Raw genomic sequence first — 18278 nt, 5'->3', positions numbered from 1 at the left:
TTCTTATAGATTAAGAAATAAATATCATTATTCCTTATCTTTTATCAACTTTACAATGGCCCACGATTTGTAAAGGAACATAACATGGTAAAAACACATAACCTGGGCTTCCCACGTATAGGGAAGAAACGAGAATTAAAATTTGCTCTAGAAGCATACTGGCGTGGTGAAACATCGCTTATTGATCTGGAACAGCAAGCCGCCGAATTAAGAAAAAAAAACTGGAATAGTCAAAAAAAGCTGGATTTTAGTCCTGTAGGCGACTTCTCATTTTATGATCACGTACTAGACACCAGCTTATTGGTTGGTAACTTGCCTCGACGCGCTCGTAGTGAACTATCTGAACTGGACCAATACTTTCAAGCCGCCAGAGGTCAAACCAGCAAAGCCGTTGAACAAACGTCTGTAGCAGCAGCTGAAATGACTAAATGGTTTGACACAAATTATCATTATCTGGTCCCGGAATTCGACGCAGATACCACATTTGAACTTCATGCTGAGCGCTATCTGTCTTACGTAAGAGAAGCAACGCAGCAAGGCGTCAATGCCAAACCCGTTATTCTCGGCCCCGTCAGCTACCTTTGGCTAGGTAAAAGCAAGGATGATAGCAACAAACTTGACCTGCTACCTAAACTCTTGCCCGTATACGAAGCTTTGTTAAACCTGTTAGCAAAAGAAGGTATTGAGTGGGTACAAATCGATGAAGCCATCCTTGTTACGGAACTGGATAAGGACTGGCAGCATGCTCTAAACCAGGCCTACTTTGCTTTAAACAAAACACCAGTTAAATTACTGCTGACCACTTATTTTGGCAGTCTGAAAGAAAACCTGCAGCTGGCCTGTGAATTACCCACAGCAGGGCTGCATATTGATGCCATTAATGCTCGAGATGAAGTCATTAAGGTAGTCGACTGGTTACCACCACATAAAGTGTTATCTATCGGCATAATCAATGGAAGAAATATCTGGAAGACCGACCTTAACGCAACGCTGGATTGGCTCGAACCTGTTTATATACGTCTTAAGCAACGTCTCTGGTTGGCGCCATCCTGTTCGTTATTGCATGTTCCTGTCGACTTAAACAGCGAAACGGATATCGATACTGAAGTAAAAGATTGGCTGGCATTTGCTGAGCAAAAGCTCGATGAACTGGCTATTGTCGCCACCGCGCTGAATGAAGGCCGTGACGCCCTTGCAGCAGAACTAGCCGAAAATGCTAACTCGATTGCGCATCGAGAAAACTCTACGCGAGTACACCGTAGTGACATTCAACAGCGTCTGCAATCAGTTACCGATGCCATGGCAAATCGCCAACAACCTTATGCTGAACGCGCTGAATTACAGCGTAGCAAGGTCAAGCTGCCGCTTTACCCCACGACCACCATTGGCTCGTTTCCACAAACCACCGATATTCGGCAAACACGTCAATTGTTTCGTAAAGGAGAGATAGACTTTACCGCCTACCAAGCCAAAATGCACCAACAGATCCAGCTGGCAATTGAAGAGCAGGAAAAAGTTGGGTTGGATGTTCTGGTGCACGGTGAAGCAGAGCGAAACGATATGGTGGAATACTTCGGCGAACAACTCGATGGTTATATCTTCAGCCGGTTTGGTTGGGTGCAATCTTACGGTTCACGCTGTGTTAAACCTCCTATCATCTTTGGGGATATCGCACGACCCCGTGCAATGACCGTCGACTGGATTAATTATGCTCAATCACTGACCGATAAGCCTGTAAAAGGCATGCTGACTGGTCCTGTCACCATGCTGAACTGGTCCTTTGTTCGTGATGATCAACCCCGCTCAGATACGTGTTTACAACTGGCCCTGGCCATTCGTGATGAAGTACTGGATCTTGAAAAGTCTGGGGTTAACATCATTCAAATCGATGAAGCGGCATTACGCGAAGGGCTACCACTGCGTCGTGCTGAATGGCAAGACTACCTTGACTGGGCGGTACGTTGTTTCCGAGTCACTGCCAATGGCGTAGCGAATGAAACGCAAATCCATACCCATATGTGTTATTCCGAGTTCAATGACATTATTGAATCGATTGCTGCGATGGATGCTGATGTCATCACCATTGAAACCTCACGGTCAGATATGGAACTGCTGGATGTCTTTAATGCCTTTGATTACCCCAATGAAATTGGGCCGGGCGTATATGACATCCATACACCGAATATTCCTAATGCGGAGTACATGAAAACCCTGATGAAAAAAGCGGCTCAGCGAATTCCGGCTAAACGTTTGTGGGTCAACCCCGATTGTGGCCTGAAAACCCGTCAATGGGCAGAAGTGAAACCCGCGCTGGAAGCCATGGTTGAAGCCGCCAGAGAGTTACGCCAATCTCAGGCAGCTTAGCGTAATGGATGGGTGGAGTAGGGGACTTAATGGTACCTACTCCCCTTTACTCCCAGCTATTAGGTAAATTTTGATGTAAAAAGTCCTGAAAAACCCGTACTTTTAGCGTTTTTGCAAAACGATCAGCAACACAGAAATAATAATCTAAAGGTTCCGCTTCACCATGAAGTTCAGAGTGATTGCCAGCTTCAAATAAGGGAATGAGTCTTCCTTCAGCAATATAAGGGGTTGCAACGAAAGCTGCTAATCTCGCAATACCGCCGCCTGCAACGGTGATATTTGCCAACATATCAATATCATCACAAACCATGGCTGTTCTGACTTCTGGTTGGAAACGTTCACCATGTCTTATAAAAGACCACCCGACTATTTTTTCATCAACAGGAATTTTAAACAGCAAACATCTATGCTGACGTAATTCAGCAATAGAATCTGGAACACCATTTTTATCTAGATAATCAGGGGAAGCACAATAAACAAGCGGAACGGTAGTAAGTCGATTCGCCACCAGGCTATCATCCAGTTGCTCTCGAATTCGAATACTGACATCAATGCCTTCCTGCCGATGGTCAACATGTCTGTCACTGGCCATAAGCTCTATACTCAGTTTTGGATACTGCTCATAAAACATGGGGAGTAACGGAGCTAATACATGCCGTGCAAAGGCTGCAGAGCAGGCTATTTTCAGTCGTCCAGACACTTTACCATCAACTAATGAAACAGCTTCTGCCGCCAGCTCCATCTCTTGCAACAGACCTTTTACTCGCTGGTAATAAACTTCTCCGCTATCTGTTAATGCCAGACTTCTTGTCGTTCTGGTAAGTAAACGTGTAGCTAAAGCAGACTCTAATCGGGCAATATTCTGGCTGACCGCCGCTGCGCTAATACCTAACCTTCTTGATGCGGCTGCAAGACTGCCTAACTCCACCGATCTGACAAAACTCTCTACACCACGCATCGTATCCATCTGTTGATTCCCTATAAGCAACACAACATTACTAACTTTAACTTAATAATTTATTTAGTTTATACCCTCTATTTACTTAACAGTAACATAGTTAAACTTCTCACCCTGAATTAAGAGGAGTAAGTAATGAAAACAAAGAAATTACCCGTCAAATTGACATCTTATGTTTTTGCTTTTTATATGGCAGGGATTATGGCCATGTTAATGTGCTTAATCATTACTGGCGTTAACCAGGGTTTGTCTTCGCACTATATCAGTGATGTTTTACATGCTTATAAAATTGCCATGCCAGCGGCTTTTATTTGCGTTCTTATTGTCAGACCTATAGTAGCCATTCTGGTGAAAAAAACCGTTCACGTTAGCTAAAATTAAACATATACAGTGATACAAACCGACCATACATTGTTACGTTTATATCAATGTTGAGAAAACTAAAAATCAAACGCATGGCCAATTCTTCTTATTTGTCAGATTTAATCCAGCTCGGTGTCACGGATACGCAAAAAACGAGCAAAACGTGGCAAGCCTTTTTTGGTATAACCTTGATAACGATAGGTGATAACCGTGCCAATCGCAGGCGGATTTAGGCGATCTTGATCGGATAAACCACTGCCGATAGCGAAAATTTGACCTCGGTCATTTTTAACGCGTAAGGCACCTAACTGATGGGTATATTTGCCTTTACCAGGCAGATGTCCAATAACGACGGCTTCTTCATCGTCGTAAGGTTTTAATTTTAATAATGCTTCTGTTCTGCCACCCTGATGTTTGGCAGAGGCCAGGTGTAGAATCAGACCTTCCGCGCCGTGCTCAAGCTTTTGCTGTAATAGGTCTTGTAATGCGCTATCACTCGCAACGCGTTGTTGTTTAACTGTTTTGAGGTGAGGCAGATCTAGTTTAGTGATTAAACGAGTGTAGTTTTGATAACGTTGCTCAAACGGCAATTTTTTATCAGGCATATCAAATACGCGGTAACTAACATGTTGCCACTCCTCATCAACGGGTGTTTGTGTTCTCACAATACCACTGAGCCGGGCAAAGTCCTGATGCGTTGTCCACAACTCACCGTCCAACCACACATCAGGGAGGGGAGCAGTAAACCATTCCGGGGCATTAATAAGGTTTCCACTTCGCGTCAATAGTTCTGTGCCGGTCCATATAGCTCGAACACCATCAAATTTCTCGCTGACGAGGTAGGCTGATATTGGCTCAGCATTTTCTGACTTATACACACTGGCCAGCTGCACTGGCGGCATGGCCTGAGCAGCATGAACGATCCCGTTAAAGGTAAGCAGGGTAAGAATTAAAAAAACACGGATAAAACGTTGAACAAGTTGCATGTTCGCCTCCTTGCGATTTAATGATGACCTATTTCACTGGCGTCCTGCCAATAAAGCCTGCTGATAACGTTTACTGTAACGCTGACGCGATAGTTTTGGCCAATGTTACGGATAAGGTTCCATTTCGTTTTCGGTCTGGACAAAGGGCACTGCGAAAGCCAAGATAGTCCGGCTGTAATGTTCGCAGGGTAGCAATGTCATCAATGCGTAATGCACCTGCCAAACCACATAATTGTTGTGCATCTTTTACGACGTTTACAAAGTCAGTCAGGGCATCAACGGACCAAAGATCCAACAAGGAACGACCATTTTTTTCAGCGGTATCGATCATTACACCGCTAAATCCTGTCTGCAATACCTGTTTTATCACATCCTTTTCATAGTGACGATCAGCAAACGTCACGGCAATGACCGGTGTATTAAGTTGTTTGATAACCGGCGTTAATTCTTGCAGACATTCAGCCTGCTCATCGCCGCCAAATAAGCCTACTTTGACATAATCCACACCTGTTTCAGCCATCTTCATAATTGCAGGTTCAATGAATTGAACCTGCATTGGCAAATCACCAACTGTGGCACTGGTTAAACACCGACCTGATGCCCATTTGACGACATTTTTCACCACATCCAGTGGCAGGGCACCCAAGGCGCCTTGTGCCGGTTGTTTCATGTCGAGTATATCTGGCAGACACTCGTTCAAGCTTTGCGCTTCTTCCAGCGATTGCACGCTGGCAAGCCACTTTGTGTTATTCGACATCGATACCTGCTTGTTTAACCTTTTCCATTAACCATCCCCAGGCTTCCCACTCGCGTTCTCCCGCGGTTTTTTCCATACCAATGGTTAAGTAGTTAATTTCATCGCGAATTTTTTGTTCCGGCAGCATGGACAGTCGACTGACCAAAATCGCGGCTTCAATCACGGCGCTTTGGGCACGGTTATAACCACGAAATAAGCCGTGTTGCTGTTCATTTACCACAGCACCATAAAAACATGCACGCGGATCATCGTCATCCACATTCTGAATTGCGATTTCACTATGACTTAGCGCATCCGTCAAATAGATCCCATCCACCTTTTCGCATGGTGATGTTGGCCATTGGCGATGCCCGGTTAATGCCCCAGCAAATACACGAACATCATCAATATAATTAATACTACACGACCGCTGGTTCATCAGATTGTTGTATGTTGTTGAGGTTTTAAATGGTTTTATTTGAAAGTAATTATTTACTTCACTAATTCCCATCGGCGCATGATGCGCCGTACCATCAGCATTTTTTGTTGTTACGATGACTTCATGAATCTTTGCGGTCAGCCGTGCCACAGGGGCGCTCCTTTTTCTTTTTATCGGACTCTGCCGTTCCACAGGCCGTACGTCGTTTTTTCACTTTAGGGGCTTTCTCATCACGCACGATTTTTTTCATACTTTCTCGCGCGGTATCACTGGCCTCAGCTGTCCCGCAGGCACGTTGTTTCTTTGTTTTCTTCATCGTGGTGCCTTCTTCTCTCTGCTCGCTGAGATCGTCTTCCTCTCTCGATACAGCACAACCCCACTGAAGTTCTTCATCCTGAGTATAACGTTTACCTAATTCCCAGGCTGTTTGTGCTCTGGCAAGTTCCACACCCAAGTAAAATGCATGTCCAGGATCATTTTCTACTTCAAGGTGTGGATAAAACTCAAACGGATCCACATCATGAATAATACCGTCACGATTAAACAAATAGATGCCATCAGCTGCAATTTTTATACGATAGTTCGGATCTTTAATATTTTCAGCCAGCGCTATAATTTCATCCCGACTATCCGTAAAGGGTTTCCGTTCATGCGCAACTAGAAGGTCAGCCGTAAAATCTCGCGGTAAACTATTATCCTGTTTGGCTGCATACATCATTCTCCTTGACACATCCGCTTCCCTGATAGCTCGTCGCGCATGCGGGCTGACTTCGGTAGCCAAAACACAACTCACATTCAACTCTGAAATAATGCCAAACAGCATCGCATTGATGCCGCTGGTGTCTGCATCTGTAAGCTCAGTTAAATTACCCACTCCCATCATTATGGGAATATCAGGGTATTTTTCTCTTAATTGATAATAACGAACGATAGACGCTGTCAGGCCAAAATGGATAGGATCCAATATTGGATCAGCAATATACGGTTTGCCCCATCGTTCCATTGTTTCCATCGCTCGCTCTAATGACTCGAGTGAACCTGGTTCAGCTGGAACTAATATCGGTATAGCATCGGTTTCTTTAGCAAGGTCGATGGTTTTTTCAGTAAGGCTCAATAAGTAGTCCGCGCCAGCATTAGCGGCTCTTTTTAAGTCCGGCAATGATAGTGAGTCCACACTTACTTTAAAACCATTATCATGTAATGCTTTAACAGCTTCTTCAAGGTGTGGAAATGACTCTTGAGGTAAGCAACCAATATCAATGACATCGGCACCATTATCACGGTAATAGTTTGCTCGGTCGATAATGCTATCAATCGTACGTTCTGGTGCATCAACAATTTCGGCGAAAATATCAACGGAATAGCGGCTCAGATCGGGGCGTTTTTTTGCTCGACCAAAGTGGATTGGCAGATCCTTAATTTCATCTGGTCCACGTGTTATTTTAATACCTAATTCTTTACCCAGCGCTTCAAGGTCACCACGGCACCGCCCCGGTACGATAATTTCGTCACAGTCCTGATAGTCTTCTGCTTTAAGCCTGCGTGCGATCATCGCATCCGTTATCAACGCCGCCACCGACGCACCAATTTGGTGTACCCGGTAATCAAATGGCAGGGGTGCCATTTCCTGTAAAACCTTATTTACACTTGGTTCTGCAAGCTTGCCGGTGATAAACAAAATTCTTTCAGACATGCGGGACTCAGCCCACCTCTTTCAGGCGTATTTTCAGTGCAGCAAACAGCTGGTCAGCATCGTCTACGACGGTGGTTGCTTCGAATGTTTTCAACGTCTTGGTGTGCTCAAGATCGATCCTGCGTGGCCAAACACGCACGATTCGATCTGGTGCAGGTGTATCAATCTCCGGCTCAGAGTCACAGGCCAGTACGATACTTGGGATTTGGCACTTACCTGCCTGAGCAAAAATGTTTGTCACTAAGGTGTCAGAAATGCCTAATACCATCTTAGCCACGGTATTAGATGTCGCTGGTGCTACTACTAAACTATGGTAATCACCTCGATAAAAAAGGCCCACAGGTGGCGCACTGGCCGCTCTGTCACGGTAAACCCGTCCCTCTGGTACTTGGGATTTTGGGTCATATCCGTACATTCTCACGACTTCTTCACCTGCACGGCTATAAAACAAGTCCACATCCTCTAATTCCCGGACAATTTCCAGACACTCTTTCAGGTAATGCCCTGAGCCAGTAACAGCCCAAGCCAGACGAGGTTTTTCAGGCCTTGCTTGCATTTCATTTCTCTGTGAATAAGTTAAGGTGTAAATTTTGCCAGACTAAACAGATATAGTAAAAATAAGATAGGTTTTATAAGGTTTTTTACGTTAAAATCGATAACTCATTGTAATTTTGCGTCAGATTGGAGCCTTTGCGAATGTCTAACAGTATTCCAAAAATTGTGGTTGTCGGTGGTGGAGCAGGTGGCCTTGAATTGGTCACTAAACTCGGCAAAAAACTGGGTAAAAAAGGCAAGGCTGAAATTACGCTTGTCGATAATACGCACACTCACATCTGGAAACCACTTCTTCATGAAGTTGCAGCTGGCACGCTCGATTCTCATGAAGACGAAATTGAATACCTGAGTCAGGCAAACGCTAGCGGATTTCGCTTCCGTCTTGGCAAAATGGATGGTCTCGACAGAAACCGCAAGACAATATCTCTTGCACCAACGCTCAACCCCGATGGTGTTGAGATTATTCCTCGTCGTGAATTTGAATATGACTATCTTGTGATATCTGTCGGCAGCGTCAGTCACGATTTTGGTATAAAAGGTGTTCGTGATCATTGTTTATTCCTCGATACAACTAAACAAGCTGAATCTTTCCAGAATAAACTGCTTGAGGCTTATCTGCGCGCGCATACGCAAGGCAAACCGCTAGACGAAGGCCAGCTAAATATCGCAATTGTCGGCGCGGGGGCTACTGGTATAGAACTTAGTGCTCAATTGCATGAGGTTTCTCACTTACTGACGGCTTATGGTCTGGATGAAGTACAACCTCAGGACGTAAAAATTAGCATCATCGAAGCCGCAAACCGCGTTTTACCTGGTTTACCAGAAAACTTATCAGAAGCCACCACAAGTGAACTTACAAAACTGGGGGTTGATGTTCTTACCGGCGAACGCGTCGTAGAAGTCAATGATAAGGCTATATTTACTGAGAGTGGTAAAACCATCCCTGCATCTATAAAAGTTTGGGCAGCTGGTATCAAAGCACCTGAATTCCTGAAAGATATCGCTGGACTTGAAACTAACTGGATGAATCAACTTGTCGTCAGACAGACACTGCAAACAACCCTTGACGATGATATTTACGCCATCGGCGATTGCTGTGCATGTAAATGGCAGGGTCACGATGAAAATGTTCCACCACGCGCGCAAGCAGCCCATCAAATGGCATCTGTTGTATACAAGTCAATACGTAACCGGATGGCAGGTAAGGTAGCACCTGAATTTGAATATCATGATTACGGTTCACTGGTCTCTCTTGGTAAGTACAGTACTGTTGGTAACCTGATGGGCAACCTGAGCAAAGGTAGCTTGATGATTGAGGGCTTTATGGCGCGTCTCATGTATCTGTCGCTGTATAAGATGCATCAGGTAGCCTTATTTGGGCCTTTCCGTGTAGCGATGCTGTCGTTATCACACATCTTTAGACGTAGTGTACATCCTAAAATCAAACTTCATTAAGCCTATTTTTTTGCTTAGCGATATAAAAAAGGCCCTGTCAGGGCCTTTTTTTTCCGAGATGCCTCATTCTTTATTTCCTAGAAAATAATGACATTCGCTGATTAATAGTATTACCACTGAGACGGTGTTTTACTGCTGCGCCGATATGAATGACTAGTATAGCGATCAATGTAAATGCAAGAATTTCATGTATTTCACTGAAATACTCTCTCATATCAGGATCCGCTTCAGCTAGCCTGGGTAACACAATGCCCCAGAGCTTAGTATCGTATTTGCTGTACATTGACTGAAGATATCCGGTGAAAGGCATAGCAACCATCAATACATATAATAGCCCATGAACGCCGCCAGAAAGCCGCTGTTGCCACGATGGAATGTAAGAGGGCAGTTGTGGTGCTTTGTGTGATAATCGCCACGCTATGCGCAGCACAATGAGAACAGCGACACTTATACCGAGTGACTTGTGCAATAAAAACCAAAACGCCCTTACACTCTCCTGGCCTGGCGGTAATTCCCATTCTTTGGGAAGCTGAACCATATACAGCCCAATAGCAATCATCGCTAATATCGCCAGTGCGATTAACCAATGCAAGATTCTTTGTACCAAGTCATACTGATTTTCAGTTTCGGACATACCGTTTCCTTCACTTTCTTTTATGCATAAAAAAGTCACACAACCTATCGGCTGTATGACTTATTTAATCAGGAAAGATTCCTGGATTTAGATATCCAGATTCGAGACCTGTAATGCATGTGTTTCAATAAATTCTCTACGCGGTTCAACATTATCACCCATCAGCGTGTTGAATGTTTCATCGGCTGCAATAGCATCATTGATTCTTACCTGAAGTAGTCTACGTTTAGACTTATCCATTGTGGTTTCCCATAATTGATCAGGATTCATCTCTCCCAGACCTTTATAGCGCTGGACATGTTGCCCTCGTCTGGCTTCGGCTAACAACCAAGTGACCGCTTGTGAGAAATAACTGACTTCTTGTTGTCTTTCACCACGTTCAACCCGTGCACCATCACCGAACAAACCATTGATTTTATTAGAAAATACTAAAATCTTCTGATATTCAGTACTATCAAAGAATTCACCCGGTACGTGATAGTCTGTGCTGATACCATGTCTGCTATAGCTAATATTAATGGTACCGACGGGCTCATTTTCCTGACGCTTGATGCTCAGTTTAAATTGTGTACCTGTCGGCAGTCCTTTGTTTAAAGCAACTTCAATATTTGCTAGCCATGCATTAATCGCCGCATCATCATTCATGTCTGGAATCTGAGGCTCGTACACCAATTTATCCAGAAACGCAGGGTAATAATGATTAGACAATCTACCAATAATTGAATTGACCGTTTGATATTCCGTTACTAGAGACGCCAGTGCAGTACCTTCAATCGGTTGAGCATTTTCTGCCGGATATAATTTCGCATTCGTTAATGCTACTTCAGTAAGATAACGCTCCATCTCAGCATCATCTTTTACGTAACGTTCTTGTTTGCCTTTTTTAATTTTATATAAAGGTGGCTGTGCAATATAAACATGGCCACGCTCTATTAACTCGGGCATCTGACGATAAAAGAATGTCAGTAGAAGCGTACGAATATGTGAACCGTCAACGTCAGCATCCGTCATGATAATAATATGATGATATCTGAGCTTTTCAGGATCATATTCATCACGACCAATACCGCAGCCCAAAGCCGTAATTAATGTTCCGACTTCTGCAGAGCTGATCATTTTGTCAAAACGCGCTCTTTCTACGTTAAGAATTTTTCCCTTCAGCGGTAATATCGCTTGTGTACGACGGTCACGGCCTTGTTTGGCACTACCACCTGCCGAGTCCCCTTCCACTAAGAATAATTCTGATAGGGCAGGGTCTCTCTCTTGGCAGTCTGCTAGTTTACCTGGTAGTCCGGCAATATCTAATACACCTTTTCGGCGTGTCAATTCTCTCGCTTTTCTTGCTGCATCCCGAGCACGGGCGGCGTCAATCATTTTATTGGCGATTAATTTAGCATCGGTAGGATTTTCGATTAAGAAATCGTGGAAAAACTCATTCACATAAGATTCCACAATTGTTCTTACTTCTGACGACACCAACTTATCTTTTGTTTGAGAGCTAAACTTAGGATCCGGGACTTTAACCGATAGCACTGCTGTTAAGCCTTCGCGAGCATCGTCACCACTTGTTGTGACTTTAGACTTTTTCGCCAAACCTTCACTTTCAATATATTGATTTAAGGTTCTGGTCAGGGCTGCACGAAATCCAGCTAGGTGTGTACCACCATCACGTTGCGGAATATTATTGGTAAAGCAATAAATATTTTCTTGATATGAATCGTTCCATTGCATCGATAACTCGACAGCAACATCATCACGCACACCTGATATCTTGATAATATTTTCGTGGATCAGATCTTTGTTCTTATTAAGGTGCTGAACAAAAGCAGTGATACCACCTTCGTAAAAGAAGGTTTCTGTCTTTTCATTACGCTCATCGGTTAGAACGATTTTTACACCTGAATTCAGAAAAGCTAATTCACGGATACGTTTTGCCAAGATATTGTAGTCAAACGTCACGTTAGTGAATGTTTCTTCACTTGGCCAGAACTGAATTTTTGTTCCTGTTATCTCTGTGTCTGCAACATCTGTTAATGGCGAGTCGGGTACACCATGTGTATAGGTTTGTTTATAAACTCTGTTATTCCGATGAATTTCCATTGCCAGCTTTTTGGATAATGCATTAACAACAGAAACCCCCACACCGTGAAGTCCACCTGACACTTTGTATGAATTATCATCGAACTTACCGCCAGCATGAAGAACCGTCATGATAACTTCAGCAGCAGAAACACCTTCTTCTTCGTGGATGTCGACAGGAATGCCACGACCATTATCAATGACTGATACTGAATCATCTGGATGTATACGCACCTGAATTTCACTACAATGACCGGCTAACGCTTCATCAATTGCATTATCTAACACCTCGAAAACCATGTGGTGCAATCCTGTGCCATCATCGGTATCACCGATGTACATACCAGGTCTTTTTCTAACTGCATCAAGTCCTTTTAGGACTTTTATATTCGAAGAGTCGTAAGTGTTGTTGTTTTTTTCCGTTGTCATAATCAAACTATTCCTGGCCAAATGGAGGATGTGCTGAATAACCTTCTATTCTACTACTTATACAGGTTTGTTGACAGTCTCATTATGAAGCTATCATTTCACCTTGTTTCACGTGGAACACTTTTTCTTTGTCTGTATTGATTAATGATGCGAGTTCGCTATTTGTACTCGTTATGAAACTCTGTACAGGTAGATTTCGTAGTGTATCTATGACTGTTATTTGATGGTTCCAATCCAGCTCTGAGCTTAGATCATCAATCAATAAAACCGTGTTTTTGACATCTTTTTCGTTCAGTAAAATGATTATTTGTGCCATGCATAGGCCCAGGTAAAACAATTTTTGCTGTCCCCTAGAAAGCATTTCTTCAGCAGAGGCATCATTAATACGTAATGTCCAATCGGCAGAATGTGGACCATTGCGACTATAGCCGATAATCCGATCACGCTCATAATTTTCATCCAGGATTTCGGCTAAAGATTTTTCCTTACTCCAACCCTTGTTGTACTTGACGGTAAACTTGCAGTCACTCAGCGATGGACAGAGCTTATGGAATAATGGCTCAAAAACACTAACGAGCTTATCTAAATAAGCTTCACGATAGTCCGTTATAATTAAACCATGCTTTATTAAATATTGATTCCATAGTTCAGTCTCATTTCTAGACTTTTTGTTTTTTAATGCTGCATTCTTCTGAAGTAGCGCTTTCTTATACGTTTGCCAGTGATAATTAAATTTGTGTTCCACGTGGAACATACCCCAATCTATCATCTTGCGACGAAATTTTGGGCCTAACTCAAAAAACTGGTGACAATTTGCAGAAATAAATTGTAGAGGAGTGTTAACTGCCAAATCTGATAACTTTTTAAGCGGGGCATTATTCAAACGAATTTGCAGCCCTGACTGGATATCATATAACAGTCCAACCGGTGTCATTTCAGAGGAACGCGCAAAAAGCGTAAATTGAGAATATTCTAGCTGGACAATATTTTTCAGATGACGCGATCGAAATGATCTACCCATGGCAAGTAAGTGTAGAGCTTCAAGAATACTTGTTTTACCAGATCCATTTTCCCCAAGAATTAAGTTAATACCTTCAGAGGGGGATAGAGTAGCAGAACTAATATTACGAAAATGAGCGAGGGTCAGGTGTGAAAGCACAAGTAATCTTATACGACCAAACAATTATTTCTGAACTGCAAAAGAAATCAATAACCTCATATGTTGTTATCATTTACGACAAAACAATAAATAGAACACTTCTGTGAACTAATGTTCATGTACATAGAACCCATTTATCTATAAGATCAAGACGTTTGATTTGGACAAAAGAAACTTCTAGATTTCTACCATTTCAAAATCGTCTTTGCCAACACCACATTCAGGACATTCCCAGTCTTCTGGAATATCTTCCCAAGCTGTTCCAGGGGCAATTCCTTCTTCAGGTAAACCTTCTGCTTCATCATAGATAAAACCACAAACAATACATTGCCATTTCTTCATTCTAAAACTCCGAGTATTTGAGAATAAAATCTAGTTATTATGAGTAAAGAATCTTAACAAAATTGAAGAGTTTGCGCTCAATCAATCCTCGTCAATAGACAATAATAAAACTATTAGCGTTACTGCAAGTCGATAAAGTAATAGATTAGGTTTAGCAGATATAATATTTATGCTATAAATCAATATAAAGATAATAAACGGAAATATCGATTATGCGACTACCGACATTAAGACAACTGCAATATTTAACTGCTGTGGTGGAAGAGAAACACTTTGGACATGCTGCCGATAAATGCTTTGTCACACAATCAACTTTAAGTGCCGGTATTCAGGACTTAGAGCAGTTACTTGAAGTGTCTTTATTAGAGAGGACAAACCGAAAAGTACTACCGACCCCGATCGGAGAAGAAATCGCCAGCAGAGCACAACAGATACTATCATTGACTGAAGACCTTGTTGACCTTGCTTTATCGGAGAAGAACCCATTATCTGGTCGAATTCAAATTGGCATCATTCCGACAATAAGTCCTTTTTTATTGCCAAAAGTCTTACCCACTGTCAGAAAACAATTGCCAGATCTTGAGATAGTATTAATAGAAGACCAGTCAGAACGTCTGTTAGATCAATTGGAAACAGGTAGTATCGATGTCGCTGTATTGGCATTTCCATACAATACTCGCGGATTAACACATCGAGAGTTTGCAAAAGAACCCTTCTGGATAGCATTACCACAAAATCATCCCTTAGCCGATAAGGATAAGTTGAGCGCTGATGAATTACCTATTAATGAATTATTACTATTAGCAGAAGGACACTGTTTGCGAGAGCACGCATTGAGTGCTTGCCAATTACCCGCATCAGCTCAACGTAAAAGCGTTCAGGCAACAAGCTTATATACACTGATTGAAATGGTGGCCAGTGGATTAGGGATCACACTTATACCAGACATGGCGATAAATTCAGATATGGTTATACATTCAGACATTCGTCTTGTTCCTTTAGCTGCTGATAAAGAACAAGCTATGCGTGAGATAGGGTTAGTATGGCGACCAAGCTTCAGAAGAACAGCGACCTTAGAGCAGCTGGCAAAAACATTTTCTGATGCTTTAGCAGATACTAATTACTCACTACGAGCATAAAAGTCGCGTATCTGAAAAAATATTTTTTGAATAGCTAAGGAAGTAAAAGGCGGTTTGAATACAGCATAAGCACGCCCTTGAGGATCAATCAGATAAATATAATGCTGTTGTTCAACTTTCAAGCTGTGTTCATATTCCTCAGGCTCTAAATATAAAAAGTCGACACTTTTAGTGATAGATTCGATAACTTCCGATGAACCGCCAAAGGTTTTTAAGTCAGGAAAGGAAAGGGAAGCAGTGTCGGTATTATCGCCAAAGTTAATAATTAAAAACTGTATTGAGGAACCAGCAAATAAACGTTGCAAATGCTGCATCACTTTTACGACAACAGTACACTCTGGCTCACAATATAGGTGTGTAAAGTAGACAAAGCTCCATTTGCCGTCGAGGGAGACATTCGTTAATACCTGTTTTTCATGGCCTTGCAATACAAACTGAGGTATCAGTTGTGGAGGGGAGATAAGAAATTTTCTCAGATTGTCAGGAATATCACGCCTGTCTGGTTGCGTAAACTCCATTCTGCTTAGCCACAACACTAAAATAATCAGTGTAATAACAAGATATAACGCTAAAAAAGCCTTAGAATTAACACTTTTAATTGGCTTAAACATCTTTTTTAACCTTGTACAGCCGAGATATAACCCTGTTGTGAGTAAAACATGAGCGAAAAACTCTTCAAGTCTACCGCAGTTGTCAGTGTGATGACTTTTTTATCCCGGATACTAGGCTTTGTAAGAGATATTGTCATTGCCAGAATGTTCGGTGCGGGCTTGGGCGCCGATGTTTTCTTTGTTGCTTTTAAGATCCCCAACTTTTTAAGACGACTTTTTGCTGAAGGTGCATTTTCACAAGCTTTTATTCCCGTTCTTGCAGAATTTAAAGAACATGGTGATAAGCCCTTACGGCAATTGATTGCACAAACCAGCGGCACTTTAGCCGTTATTCTAACCATGATAACGGCTGTGGGGATGATTGCCGCACCTGTGATTATCATGATTTTCGCCCCCGGCTTTGTAGAAGACCCAATCAAAGCCGACCTGGCAGCTAATCTTCTTACCATCACCTTTCCGTATATCTTTTTTATCTCATTAACGGCGCTTGCCGGTTCAATTCTCAATAGTTTTGGTAAGTTTGCTATTCCTGCATTTACCCCCGTATTTCTTAATATATCGCTAATTGCAGCAGCGATATGGTTATCACCTAAATTAGAGGAACCGGTCACAGGTCTCGCCTGGGGTATTTTTATAGGTGGGGTTGTACAGTTTTTATTTCAGCTACCCTTTTTAATAAAACTCGGCTTATTGCCCAGGCCAAAATGGGGGTGGAAAAGTGAGGGTGTCAGGAAAATTATCCGCTTGATGATCCCGGCTATGTTTGGTGTTTCCGTTGCGCAGATAAATCTTCTACTGGATACCTTACTTGCATCATTTTTAGTTACTGGCAGTATTTCCTGGTTGTATTATTCAGACCGACTTGTTGAGTTTCCATTGGGCGTTTTTGGAATCGCTTTATCTACTGTTATTTTACCGAGCCTATCCAGGAAACATGCAGCCAAGACCACAGAAGAATTCTCAGACACTATCGACTGGGCGTTACGCTGGGTGTTTTTTATTGGAACACCGGCTGCAATAGGGCTGATTTATTTAGCTGAACCTTTGTTAATGACATTATTTCAATATGGAGAATTTACAACCGTCGATTCTCATAAAGCTTCTTTGAGTTTAATGGCCTATGGCCTAGGGCTATTACCTTTTATATTCATCAAAGTCCTGGCACCAGGTTATTACGCCAGACAAGACACAAAAACCCCTGTCAAGATAGGCATCATTGCCATGATCAGTAATATGGGGCTGAATATAATCCTGATGATCTATCTTGAGCACGTGGGCTTGGCTTTAGCGACATCATTATCAGCCATACTTAACGCTGGCCTGCTTTATCAAGGTTTAAGAAAGCGCGGTGTTTATTCACCAAACCCTGGCTGGGCACGATTTTCATTGAAATTAATTATCGCTAATTCAGGTTTACTGCTGTTTTTATTCGCCTTGAATCCGGTATATAAAAACTGGGAAATGTGGGATGCCTTACAGAGAGCCAGTCATTTATCTGGATTAATCGTGGGGGCAGCTGTGATTTATTTTGTCTTACTACTTATCTTACGTATCAATCTAAGAAGCTTAGTTAGACCAATCAATAGATAAAAAAAGGCCCTCCGAAGAGGGCCAAGCACTACGAGGACATTAATTTCTTAGAAGCGGCGTCCGATACCAATACCCCAAACAAACGGGTCGATATCAGCGTCAATTTTTGCTGAAGCCGCGGCTCCAGTATTTTTGAAATGTGCGGTAGTATCGATATCAATATATTTCACATCAAAGTTTACAAACCAATCATCATTTAGAGCCACATCAACACCAGCTTGTGCAGCTAAGCCCCATGAGCTATCCAGCTTTACTTTAGCACCGGGTACATCAAGAACAGGACCTTTTACCTCTTCATCAAAGAAATAAGTGTAATTGATACCTGCACCGACATAAGGTCTGATATTTGAGTCCGGCATAAAGTGGTATTGCAGCGTTAAAGTAGGTGGCAATACTTTAGTATCAATAACATCACCTAGAGCTGACCAAGATTTCTCACCTTTAACAGTGTGATTTGAATAACCTAGGATTAATTCTACACCCCAGTTTTTATGGAGCATGTAAGTGATATCAAGCTCTGGAACCGTATCAGAGTTAACACTAACGCCTTTTGTGCCTTGGTCAACACCATTTAATGTAAGTGTTCCACTGTCATCATTAGGATTAACGTTGATAATACGACCACGAACTAACCAGTCACCTGCTTCATAAGCCATGGCAGGAGCGGCAAGCGTAGACAAGCCTAAAGTAGTGAGTAGTGCTGCAGCAAGTGTTGTTGTTTTCATTTTTTCCTCCTCGGACAAACT

General features: G+C 42.5%; 17 protein-coding genes. 5 read left to right on the top strand and 12 right to left on the bottom strand.

Going from position 1 to position 18278, the window contains the following annotated elements; genetic code table 11:
- Positions 1-84: 84 nt before the first annotated feature.
- Positions 85-2364 (top strand): 5-methyltetrahydropteroyltriglutamate--homocysteine S-methyltransferase, encoded by a 2280-nt coding sequence (gene metE / locus MAMP_RS01820; protein WP_007144265.1) that lies wholly within the window; start codon positions 85-87, stop codon positions 2362-2364.
- A gap of 46 nt (positions 2365-2410) precedes the next feature.
- On the opposite strand, the gene MAMP_RS01815 is transcribed toward metE, so the two are convergent.
- Entirely contained in the window at positions 2411-3331 is a 921-nt protein-coding gene (locus MAMP_RS01815) for a LysR family transcriptional regulator (protein ID WP_007144264.1), read from the bottom strand.
- Between the two features lie 126 nt (positions 3332-3457).
- On the opposite strand from MAMP_RS01815, the gene MAMP_RS01810 reads away from it, so the two are divergent.
- Entirely contained in the window at positions 3458-3697 is a 240-nt protein-coding gene (locus MAMP_RS01810) for a DUF2798 domain-containing protein (protein ID WP_007144263.1), read from the top strand.
- Positions 3698-3804: 107 nt separating this feature from the next.
- Here the strand turns inward: MAMP_RS01810 and MAMP_RS01805 are convergent, their stop codons facing one another.
- The 5 genes from MAMP_RS01805 to MAMP_RS01785 all read right to left on the bottom strand — a co-directional run bounded on the left by MAMP_RS01805 (position 3805) and on the right by MAMP_RS01785 (position 8095).
- The gene (locus MAMP_RS01805; protein ID WP_007144262.1) at positions 3805-4671 is read right to left on the bottom strand and encodes a DNA ligase; all 867 of its coding nucleotides are present in this window, start codon (positions 4669-4671) and stop codon (positions 3805-3807) included.
- 70 nt (positions 4672-4741) lie between these two features.
- Positions 4742-5428, bottom strand: a complete 687-nt coding sequence (locus MAMP_RS01800) for a (5-formylfuran-3-yl)methyl phosphate synthase (RefSeq protein ID WP_007144261.1) — start codon at positions 5426-5428, stop codon at positions 4742-4744.
- Positions 5418-5996 (bottom strand): DUF447 domain-containing protein, encoded by a 579-nt coding sequence (locus tag MAMP_RS01795; protein ID WP_007144260.1) that lies wholly within the window; start codon positions 5994-5996, stop codon positions 5418-5420. The genes MAMP_RS01800 and MAMP_RS01795 overlap by 11 nt, the downstream gene beginning before the upstream one ends.
- Positions 5968-7539, bottom strand: a complete 1572-nt coding sequence (locus MAMP_RS01790; protein WP_007144259.1) for a DUF6513 domain-containing protein — start codon at positions 7537-7539, stop codon at positions 5968-5970. Before MAMP_RS01790 ends, MAMP_RS01795 begins: the two co-directional genes overlap by 29 nt.
- Before the next feature lie 7 nt (positions 7540-7546).
- Positions 7547-8095, bottom strand: a complete 549-nt coding sequence (locus MAMP_RS01785; protein WP_007144258.1) for a flavoprotein — start codon at positions 8093-8095, stop codon at positions 7547-7549.
- Positions 8096-8235: 140 nt separating this feature from the next.
- On the opposite strand from MAMP_RS01785, the gene MAMP_RS01780 reads away from it, so the two are divergent.
- Positions 8236-9549, top strand: a complete 1314-nt coding sequence (locus MAMP_RS01780; RefSeq protein WP_007144257.1) for an NAD(P)/FAD-dependent oxidoreductase — start codon at positions 8236-8238, stop codon at positions 9547-9549.
- A gap of 70 nt (positions 9550-9619) precedes the next feature.
- Here MAMP_RS01780 and MAMP_RS01775 read toward each other — a convergent pair whose 3' ends face one another.
- The 4 genes from MAMP_RS01775 to rd form a co-directional block, all read right to left on the bottom strand.
- Positions 9620-10183 (bottom strand): cytochrome b, encoded by a 564-nt coding sequence (locus MAMP_RS01775; RefSeq protein ID WP_007144256.1) that lies wholly within the window; start codon positions 10181-10183, stop codon positions 9620-9622.
- 87 nt (positions 10184-10270) lie between these two features.
- On the bottom strand, positions 10271-12691 hold the full coding sequence (gyrB, locus tag MAMP_RS01770) for a DNA topoisomerase (ATP-hydrolyzing) subunit B (protein WP_007144255.1): 2421 nt from the start codon (positions 12689-12691) through the stop codon (positions 10271-10273).
- A gap of 82 nt (positions 12692-12773) precedes the next feature.
- Positions 12774-13850, bottom strand: coding sequence for a DNA replication/repair protein RecF (recF, locus tag MAMP_RS01765; RefSeq protein WP_007144254.1), 1077 nt, complete (start codon positions 13848-13850; stop codon positions 12774-12776).
- Positions 13851-14027: 177 nt separating this feature from the next.
- A complete protein-coding gene (gene rd / locus MAMP_RS01760) occupies positions 14028-14192 on the bottom strand; it encodes a rubredoxin (RefSeq protein WP_007144253.1) in 165 nt (54 codons plus the stop codon).
- A 212-nt stretch (positions 14193-14404) separates the two neighbouring features.
- On the opposite strand from rd, the gene MAMP_RS01755 reads away from it, so the two are divergent.
- The gene (locus tag MAMP_RS01755) at positions 14405-15331 is read left to right on the top strand and encodes a hydrogen peroxide-inducible genes activator (RefSeq protein WP_007144252.1); all 927 of its coding nucleotides are present in this window, start codon (positions 14405-14407) and stop codon (positions 15329-15331) included.
- Here the strand turns inward: MAMP_RS01755 and MAMP_RS01750 are convergent.
- Positions 15313-15942, bottom strand: a complete 630-nt coding sequence (locus tag MAMP_RS01750; protein WP_007144251.1) for an SCO family protein — start codon at positions 15940-15942, stop codon at positions 15313-15315. The two genes, MAMP_RS01755 and MAMP_RS01750, sit on opposite strands and share 19 nt — an antisense overlap.
- A 48-nt stretch (positions 15943-15990) precedes the next feature.
- On the opposite strand from MAMP_RS01750, the gene murJ reads away from it, so the two are divergent.
- The gene (gene murJ, locus MAMP_RS01745) at positions 15991-17532 is read left to right on the top strand and encodes a murein biosynthesis integral membrane protein MurJ (RefSeq protein WP_040576130.1); all 1542 of its coding nucleotides are present in this window, start codon (positions 15991-15993) and stop codon (positions 17530-17532) included.
- A gap of 47 nt (positions 17533-17579) precedes the next feature.
- Here murJ and MAMP_RS01740 read toward each other — a convergent pair whose 3' ends face one another.
- A complete protein-coding gene (locus tag MAMP_RS01740) occupies positions 17580-18257 on the bottom strand; it encodes an OmpW/AlkL family protein (protein WP_007144248.1) in 678 nt (225 codons plus the stop codon).
- Positions 18258-18278: the final 21 nt, after the last annotated feature.

It is taken from the genome of Methylophaga thalassica MP (assembly GCF_000214595.1).
Taxonomy (GTDB): Bacteria; Pseudomonadota; Gammaproteobacteria; order Nitrosococcales; family Methylophagaceae; genus Methylophaga; species Methylophaga thalassica.
The sequence above is the reverse complement of the archived record's forward strand: the minus strand, read 5'-3'. Positions and strand labels throughout refer to the sequence as shown.

Bases quoted from the DNA above. Each gene is read 5' to 3' on its own strand.
- metE (WP_007144265.1), top strand. From the start codon at position 85: ATGGTAAAAACACATAACCTGGGCTTCCCACGTATAGGGAAGAAACGA.
- MAMP_RS01815 (WP_007144264.1), bottom strand. From the start codon at position 3,331: ATGGATACGATGCGTGGTGTAGAGAGTTTTGTCAGATCGGTGGAGTTA.
- MAMP_RS01810 (WP_007144263.1), top strand. From the start codon at position 3,458: ATGAAAACAAAGAAATTACCCGTCAAATTGACATCTTATGTTTTTGCT.
- MAMP_RS01805 (WP_007144262.1), bottom strand. From the start codon at position 4,671: ATGCAACTTGTTCAACGTTTTATCCGTGTTTTTTTAATTCTTACCCTG.
- MAMP_RS01800 (WP_007144261.1), bottom strand. From the start codon at position 5,428: ATGTCGAATAACACAAAGTGGCTTGCCAGCGTGCAATCGCTGGAAGAA.
- MAMP_RS01790 (WP_007144259.1), bottom strand. From the start codon at position 7,539: ATGTCTGAAAGAATTTTGTTTATCACCGGCAAGCTTGCAGAACCAAGT.
- MAMP_RS01785 (WP_007144258.1), bottom strand. From the start codon at position 8,095: ATGCAAGCAAGGCCTGAAAAACCTCGTCTGGCTTGGGCTGTTACTGGC.
- MAMP_RS01780 (WP_007144257.1), top strand. From the start codon at position 8,236: ATGTCTAACAGTATTCCAAAAATTGTGGTTGTCGGTGGTGGAGCAGGT.
- MAMP_RS01775 (WP_007144256.1), bottom strand. From the start codon at position 10,183: ATGTCCGAAACTGAAAATCAGTATGACTTGGTACAAAGAATCTTGCAT.
- gyrB (WP_007144255.1), bottom strand. From the start codon at position 12,691: ATGACAACGGAAAAAAACAACAACACTTACGACTCTTCGAATATAAAA.
- rd (WP_007144253.1), bottom strand. From the start codon at position 14,192: ATGAAGAAATGGCAATGTATTGTTTGTGGTTTTATCTATGATGAAGCA.
- MAMP_RS01755 (WP_007144252.1), top strand. From the start codon at position 14,405: ATGCGACTACCGACATTAAGACAACTGCAATATTTAACTGCTGTGGTG.
- MAMP_RS01750 (WP_007144251.1), bottom strand. From the start codon at position 15,942: ATGTTTAAGCCAATTAAAAGTGTTAATTCTAAGGCTTTTTTAGCGTTA.
- murJ (WP_040576130.1), top strand. From the start codon at position 15,991: ATGAGCGAAAAACTCTTCAAGTCTACCGCAGTTGTCAGTGTGATGACT.
- MAMP_RS01740 (WP_007144248.1), bottom strand. From the start codon at position 18,257: ATGAAAACAACAACACTTGCTGCAGCACTACTCACTACTTTAGGCTTG.